The sequence below is a fragment of the Cognatiyoonia sp. IB215182 genome (genome assembly GCF_033963905.1).
Classification (GTDB): domain Bacteria; phylum Pseudomonadota; class Alphaproteobacteria; order Rhodobacterales; family Rhodobacteraceae; genus Yoonia.
Genome location: NZ_JAXBMB010000041.1, coordinates 1 through 6,355 on the forward strand (window position 1 = coordinate 1; position 6,355 = coordinate 6,355).

Below are 6,355 nucleotides of genomic sequence, written 5' to 3' on the forward strand. Positions count from 1 at the left end.
AGCTGATGAGCTGATGAGCTGATGAGCTGATGAGCTGATGAGCTGATGAGCTGATGAGCTGATGAGCTGATGAGCTGATGAGCTGATGATACGGCAGCTTCACCACAAGCGCAAGTAACATATTGAATCTATTGCGGATATTTGCGATTTTTTTATCGAGCATGCGGTGGGCGAACCATTCGTTTCCTGCCCAACATTAGAACCCGCTTACCACATTGGGAAATACTCCAATCCTATATTTGAATAGGCAACAGCTATGGTGAGGCCTGCCGCTCGCATACTTTCAGTTTGTCAAAATGGCCCTGCTGTTTGACCCCACGGTTCGAGGTGCGATCTTTTTTGGAAGGGAAAGACCATCAAGCCCAAACGCCGTAAGTTCAAACGATACATCATTGACTGTTTTCATCCCGGCATCATCAATGCTCGAATACTCTAAGGTGCATTTGAAACTGCCGCTCGCGCCGCACGTCCAGCAGCTTCCAGATATTCTGGATCTCGATGAACGAGCACCGTGGAAAACGCACCATCCATCAGCAACACGACCTGTCTGGCGAGTTCTTCAGGTTGCTCCTTGCCATGCTCGCCGAACATATCGCTCAGCCATGCTTCAAACCTTTTCTTATGTGCTGCACCCACTTTCATCGCCGGATGTCCGGGCATGTTCGTAAGCTCAGCTGCGGTCCGCAGAAAGCCACAGCCCTTCCATTTGGGATGGCGTGCGGACCGAGCCAGATTGATGAAGATCGCTTCTATCCTCTTATCAAGTGGCCCTTTGGCTTCTTCGAACCAAGTCTTGTAGAGCGTGATGTTTGGCTGGTCGCGAGAGTCCAAATAGGCCGCAATCAAATCGTCCTTGCTGTCGAAATGATAATAGACCGTCATCTTTGTGACACCGGCCTTTTCAGCGATGGCGTCAATGCTCACGGCACGAATGCCTTCACTGTAAAACAGGCGGTTTGCGGCATCCAGGATGCGTGATTTTGCAGTGCGGGTTTCCCTTGGCATAGGTTATTATACTGTACAGTAAGTATACGTCAATTCGACACCCACATATGGTTCCCGCAAGCAAGATGGAGACCACAATGTCGGACCTGGTAAAGATGGACATTCGGAGCAGCATAGCGCTTGTGACGTTGAACCGACCCAAGAAGCTGAACGCGCTAAACTATGCGACCAATGAGCAGCTGCTGGCGTTGCTTGACGAGATTGAGGCGGACCCCGCAACACGCGCCGTCATCTTAACCGGAGCCGGAGATCGCGCTTTTTCAGCAGGCGGAGACATCCACGAGTTTACCGAGAGCATCAAGCAAGGCGTCGATATCGCGACACGAGAGTTTTGCAGACGCGGCCAAGCCATGACAGCACGGCTCGAAAGCTTCCCAAAGCCTGTCATCGCAGCGGTCAATGGCATTGCCTTTGGAGGTGGGTGCGAGATTACCGAGGCGGTCCACTTGGCCATTGCCAGTGACCAGGCCGTGTTTGCGAAACCCGAGATCAACATCGGCATTCCGCCAACCTTTGGGGGCACACAAAGATTGCCGCGTCTCGCAGGGCGGAAACGGGCGCTTGAGTTACTTTTGACAGGTGACACGTTTTCAGCCGAGCGCGCTTATGAGATGGGTTTAGTCAATAAGGTGGTCGCACACGAAGAGCTGCTGCCTGCAGCTTATGAACTTGCAGAGCGCATTCTGCGGCATTCTTCACTAGCTGCGGCGCGCATCATCACCGCTGTGACACGCGGGATAAACACCACCATCGACGAAGGCCTGCGTATCGAGCGTGAGCAGTTCGCGCGTATGGCAGCCACCCAAGATGTCCGCGAAGGTCTTGATGCCTGGATCGCGCGACGTACGCCGACATATCCAGGGGTTTGACATGAACCGCGCCTACATCAGCTTTTCTAAAGACACCTGGGACGCGTTCAAATCGAAGCAGAGGCCCGGCCTAATTCACATGCTGAACCTGATACGACTGCGAGAGAAAGCAGACTATCCCGATGGTCGCTCTTGCACCGGGATGGAAGCGTATCAGGCCTACAGCGATCTAAGTGCTCCGGTGTTTCAGCAACTTGGCGGACGAATTGTGTGGCGCGGTAACCATGAGATGACGATGGTTGGACCAACAGACGACGTTTGGGACATCGCCTTTGTTGCGGAGTACCCGAGCGTTGAAGCAGTCATCGAGATGATGAAGGACCCAACGTATCAAGACGCCATGCGGCATAGACAAGCCGGTGTGCGCGACAGCCGGTTGGTGCGGTTTGCAGGGTGTGAGAACGGAGCAAGCTTCCTGGGCTGAGCATTGGCCGGTCTCTGAGTTCAGAAAGAAAATCTAAGATGGAAACACGCTGTCAAATCCTTCTTTGAAAACGTGCGCGGATGTATGGTGCCAAAGCAGCGCGGGGTGTGGCGCCGCAAAGTGACCTGCAGGAGTTATCCGACTTACTGCGACGTGTCGACTGGTCGGCTACCGAACGGACGATTCCGCCGCCAACCGTGATCCCCGGCCCGCGCCATCTTCAAGTAGCGCTCACGGCCGCGTACGCGGAGGGGCCTTGCCCGATTATCGGGGCACTGATGCTTTGCATCGGCATCACGCCATGGGCGTCATCCATGACAAAAACAGGCAAACCGTGTTTGAGGACTATGGGCTGCGGGTCGCGACGGTCATGCGCAACTATGGCATGCATGACTGGACGCAGGCGCCGGCGGACAGCATCAACCGGCAATCCCGTATCGCGGTAGGCAACGACACTGACATCGGCACCGGCGGAACACCCTTCATGCGCTATCTCAAGAAGCACAGGGATGAGACAAACCAAAGGTTGCTGCCTGTTCGCAGAAGAAGAACAGCATAGACACAAAGTCCCTCACCACGCCAAGGCATACGGTGTTCAACCAGACTAGTCTGGCCGATTGCGGCCGCGAGATGCCTTTCATGAACTAGTAGCTATACCGCAATGCTCGTCGAATCTGCCGTTCGCTGCACATGCGAGACCGAGGATTCGGTGAACGTGCAATCTACGGACAATCCAGTCTGAAAAAAGGGCTAGGGTAAGGTGGCTTTTGTGAAAGTGGTTCAACGAAACCTACCCGCGACGATAGATCGACATTGAAACTCCGTTCGCCAGCGCTTCGAATTTAACCAATGACATCTGCATTTGTTCGTGGGTGTCCTCAACCAGCCGCTTTCCGGATCCCAGAATTACAGGAAACGTCCAAAGGCGGTATTCATCAATCAGATCATGCGTCAGAAGCGTTTGAGTTAGGTCGGCACTCCCATGAACTTGAAGGAGAGGCCCGTCCTCTTCCTTTAGGGCTCTTATCGCCGACACGATGTCGCCCGAAAGCAGTTTCGAGTTCGCCCAGTGCAGCTTTGGCGTTCCTCGGGACGCGACATACTTGCGAGCAGAGTTCATCATGTCCCCAGCTGGGTCATTCTGCACATTGGGCCAATGCGACGCGAAGGCGTCGTAGGTCTTACGACCGAAGACGATATCGTATGGTTGTGACATGGCCTCACGCCCGACGTGGTCCATGACAACTGACCAAAATGGGGCGGCCCAGCCACCATGTTTGAACCCGCCCGACGGGTCTTCGTCTGGCATCGATGGCGATTGCACCACACCGTCAACGGACTGAAACATCAGAATTGCGAGCTCTCTCATTGTCATCCTTTCAATGCGGCTGACAGCCCCGTTCCAAGGCTTTTCAGCTGGCGAATCGTATGTTACCACTTAGTAAAGTAACCAATAGGTAAATCATAGTGTCAACCGACCATCTGAGCCTTGCCTTGTCTGCCCTGGCCCACCCCGTAAGGCGGGACATCCTGGCGAACCTGATGTCGGGTGAGCGCACCGTAACTGAGCTGGCAGACCCGTTTGACATGACGGGCCCGGCCATAACCAAACACCTGAAAGTGCTTGAACGCGCAGGGCTTATTGAACGCTCTCGTGACGCGCAGCGGCGTCCGTGCAAGCTGCGCGCGGACCCTTTCAGGGAAATACAGGCCCTGCTCAGAGTGTATCAGCCGTTCTGGGACGAGAGTTTTGATAAACTGGACATCCTTCTCGCCAAAGAGGGCAATCGAGTTGAAGAGTGATGCTCCGCCCATCGGTTCTGATGCGACACCGGAATTGGTTTTCGAGCGCTTGTTTAACGCGCCCGCCAAATCCGTGTTTCGAGCCTGGACCGATCCAACGCGCTTGGTCCAGTGGTGGGGTCCGCACGGGTTTCGCACGACAATTGAACGTATGGATGTCCGCGTCGGTGGGACCTGGTCATACATCCTGCATGGGCCTGACGGGGTCCAATACCCGAACACTGCCGTCTTCGAAATTCTGGAGCCGCCGCATCGGCTCGTGTTCCGCAACACGGGCGGGCACATTCAAGACAAGCATCTTACGTGCCGGATGGTCGCGACATTTGTGGAAAAGCAGCAGCAGACACAGGTCAAGCTGCGCATGCAATTCCAATCTATTGACAGACTGGCAAGCGCCAAGCAGCGAGGTGCCGTCGAGGGAGGTGAACAGTCGCTCGAAAGGCTCGCTGCCCTGCTGCCGGGGAGTGAATGTAGAAACCTTTAGAACTTCGAAAGCACCTTTCCATGCTGCACTCCTTTAAATCGAGGCATTCGGGTGAAAGCTTCTGTGCCATAGCGAAGAGCGGCCCATATGTATGTACCGGCTGCTGTTCGCAAATGATTTCTGGCATGTTCTCGGAAGTCGCTCATATGTATCCGGCCTGTTGATCGACACGCGGGTCGTGGCCTTGTTGGGGTTACGCACGCGCCGTGATCTCATTACCGGCAAGGTCTATGGTGACCGAATGGGCCGTCAGACTCTGGGGGCGTAATTGTTCCGTTCCATGCTTTCTGTCAGTCGCGAACTCCTTTGGGTTGCCTCAGTGTCTTAGACCCCGATGGCAACCTCGTCTCTATGGGCGTCGAACGCCGTTTTGTGTCTCAAGATGCTCCAAGCCATTCGTGCCAGCTTGTTTGCCAGGGCGACCGCCAGTTTGTTTCGGTTCATGCGTTCGGCCGCTTTGGTCAACCAATCCCCGAAGCTGAAGTCCGGCCATCGGTTGGTGCACATCAAGATGACCTTGGCTGCCTGAACGAACAGCATTCGCAAGTATCGACTTCCGCGCATTGTGATGCGTCCGAGAACCGTCCGTCCCCCGGTGCTGTATTGTCGTGGCACGAGGCCAACCCAGGCTGCGAAGTCGCGGCCGCGCCCGAAGGCCTCACCTGTTCCAATTGCTGTCACCATCGCAGTCGAAATCATTGGCCCGATGCCAGGAACCGTCATGACGTTCACGCAATTCTCTTCGGTGCGGCTGATTTGTTCGATTTCCTTGGAAACGGTGTCGATCCGATCATCCAACCACAGCCAATCGCCATACAGACCGATCAGGAACGCGATGGAGCGCCTGCAAGTCGAGCTGCTTCTGGCTCTTCTCGGGAACAATCGGCAAGTTTGGACGCAAGGCAGCTTCGGCAATCGCCTCGGCGTCGTTATAATCGTTCTTCTGGCCCTTAATTAATGGCTTCACATAGATCGCTGGGATGATGCACGGCTCGAAGCCCAGCTTGCGCAATGTCCGACTGACAAAATGTGCACTTAGGCATGCTTCCATACCAACCACGCATTGCGGTAGCTTCTCAAACGTGGCTACCAACGCCAATCGCTTGATCTGCTTGCGCATCACCAATTGCCCGTCGGGGTCGAATGCCACGATGTGGAATGTGTCTTTGCCAATATCGATGCTAATCGACATCAGCTCATCAATTGTGTCCTTCGCCATGCTACTTCTCCGATTTGCAGAAATAGGCAAAGCCTAACCTGCTGGGTGAAGCAGCCGGTACATCCCATTACCTGCCGTTGGCCGATGCTTTGCGGTGTTGCAGTGTGGCCCGTCAAACCTGATGGGGTGGATGGCTCCTGCTCCAACCGGCGTCGCAATGCGCCATAGTGCAGGTGTCGAAGTCTGCATATGAGAGGAGCCACCCCATCAGGTATGCGGGCTGAGACCACAGCATCGAGACGAAGTGACTAACGCCGGCTTTGGGCCGGCATGCCTCGGACATTGGCCGAACTTTGCAATTTTGCAAGGTCCGCTTCCTGCGCAAATCCGTCGTTAGGCCCTCGGAACGGTGCGCAACGGCTACCGGCGGGTTTGTCCGCTGACTGTCCGGTCTGATCCGAAAACCAAGGTCAGTTTTAGGCTGGGAACCGACCAATGCGAAGACGGTCACCCAGTGAAGACGAGTATGAGCTCATACCTTCAATCGAGGCACAGTGCGGGGAGTAACAGCAGGAGCCCAGGCATTCGCAGTATTGCAATGCATGCCAATA

At 54.9% G+C, this 6,355-nt stretch carries 8 protein-coding genes and 1 pseudogene; 6 read left to right on the plus strand and 3 right to left on the minus strand.

From position 1 onward, the window contains the following. Positions 1–432: 432 nt before the first annotated feature. Complete coding sequence (locus SLH47_RS25920; protein ID WP_320243997.1) at positions 433–1,005, minus strand: helix-turn-helix domain-containing protein; 573 nt, start codon at positions 1,003–1,005, stop codon at positions 433–435. Positions 1,006–1,082: 77 nt separating this feature from the next. On the opposite strand from SLH47_RS25920, the gene SLH47_RS25925 reads away from it, so the two are divergent. The 3 genes from SLH47_RS25925 to SLH47_RS25935 all read left to right on the plus strand — a co-directional run bounded on the left by SLH47_RS25925 (position 1,083) and on the right by SLH47_RS25935 (position 2,857). Further along, positions 1,083–1,874: a crotonase/enoyl-CoA hydratase family protein gene (locus tag SLH47_RS25925; RefSeq protein ID WP_320243998.1), complete on the plus strand. Its 792-nt coding sequence runs from the start codon at positions 1,083–1,085 to the stop codon at positions 1,872–1,874. A gap of 1 nt (position 1,875) precedes the next feature. Further along, positions 1,876–2,298, plus strand: coding sequence for a DUF1330 domain-containing protein (locus SLH47_RS25930; RefSeq protein WP_320244000.1), 423 nt, complete (start codon positions 1,876–1,878; stop codon positions 2,296–2,298). 256 nt (positions 2,299–2,554) lie between these two features. Further along, positions 2,555–2,857: a hypothetical protein gene (locus SLH47_RS25935; protein ID WP_320244003.1), complete on the plus strand. Its 303-nt coding sequence runs from the start codon at positions 2,555–2,557 to the stop codon at positions 2,855–2,857. Positions 2,858–3,088: 231 nt separating this feature from the next. Here SLH47_RS25935 and SLH47_RS25940 read toward each other — a convergent pair whose 3' ends face one another. Continuing rightward, positions 3,089–3,667 carry a dihydrofolate reductase family protein gene (locus SLH47_RS25940; RefSeq protein WP_320244004.1) on the minus strand — a complete coding sequence of 193 codons (579 nt, stop codon included), beginning with the start codon at positions 3,665–3,667 and terminating at the stop codon, positions 3,089–3,091. 98 nt (positions 3,668–3,765) lie between these two features. Between SLH47_RS25940 and SLH47_RS25945 the strand changes: the two genes are divergently transcribed. From SLH47_RS25945 to SLH47_RS25955, 3 genes are all read left to right on the plus strand, one after another. Further along, the gene (locus tag SLH47_RS25945) at positions 3,766–4,101 is read left to right on the plus strand and encodes a metalloregulator ArsR/SmtB family transcription factor (protein ID WP_320244006.1); all 336 of its coding nucleotides are present in this window, start codon (positions 3,766–3,768) and stop codon (positions 4,099–4,101) included. After that, positions 4,091–4,585, plus strand: a complete 495-nt coding sequence (locus SLH47_RS25950; RefSeq protein WP_320244007.1) for an SRPBCC domain-containing protein — start codon at positions 4,091–4,093, stop codon at positions 4,583–4,585. Before SLH47_RS25945 ends, SLH47_RS25950 begins: the two co-directional genes overlap by 11 nt. Positions 4,586–4,676: 91 nt before the next feature. Beyond that, positions 4,677–4,853, plus strand: a complete 177-nt coding sequence (locus SLH47_RS25955) for a hypothetical protein (protein WP_320244009.1) — start codon at positions 4,677–4,679, stop codon at positions 4,851–4,853. A gap of 56 nt (positions 4,854–4,909) precedes the next feature. Here SLH47_RS25955 and SLH47_RS25960 read toward each other — a convergent pair. Further along, positions 4,910–5,804: pseudogene (locus SLH47_RS25960) on the minus strand (IS110 family transposase). Positions 5,805–6,355 lie beyond the last annotated feature (551 nt).

What these genes read in the sequence shown, in the direction of transcription:
- SLH47_RS25925 (WP_320243998.1), top strand. Translation starts at nt 1,083, where the DNA reads ATGTCGGACCTGGTAAAGATGGACATTCGGAGCAGCATAGCGCTTGTG.
- SLH47_RS25955 (WP_320244009.1), top strand. Translation starts at nt 4,677, where the DNA reads ATGTACCGGCTGCTGTTCGCAAATGATTTCTGGCATGTTCTCGGAAGT.
- SLH47_RS25920 (WP_320243997.1), bottom strand. Translation starts at nt 1,005, where the DNA reads ATGCCAAGGGAAACCCGCACTGCAAAATCACGCATCCTGGATGCCGCA.
- SLH47_RS25930 (WP_320244000.1), top strand. Translation starts at nt 1,876, where the DNA reads ATGAACCGCGCCTACATCAGCTTTTCTAAAGACACCTGGGACGCGTTC.
- SLH47_RS25940 (WP_320244004.1), bottom strand. Translation starts at nt 3,667, where the DNA reads ATGAGAGAGCTCGCAATTCTGATGTTTCAGTCCGTTGACGGTGTGGTG.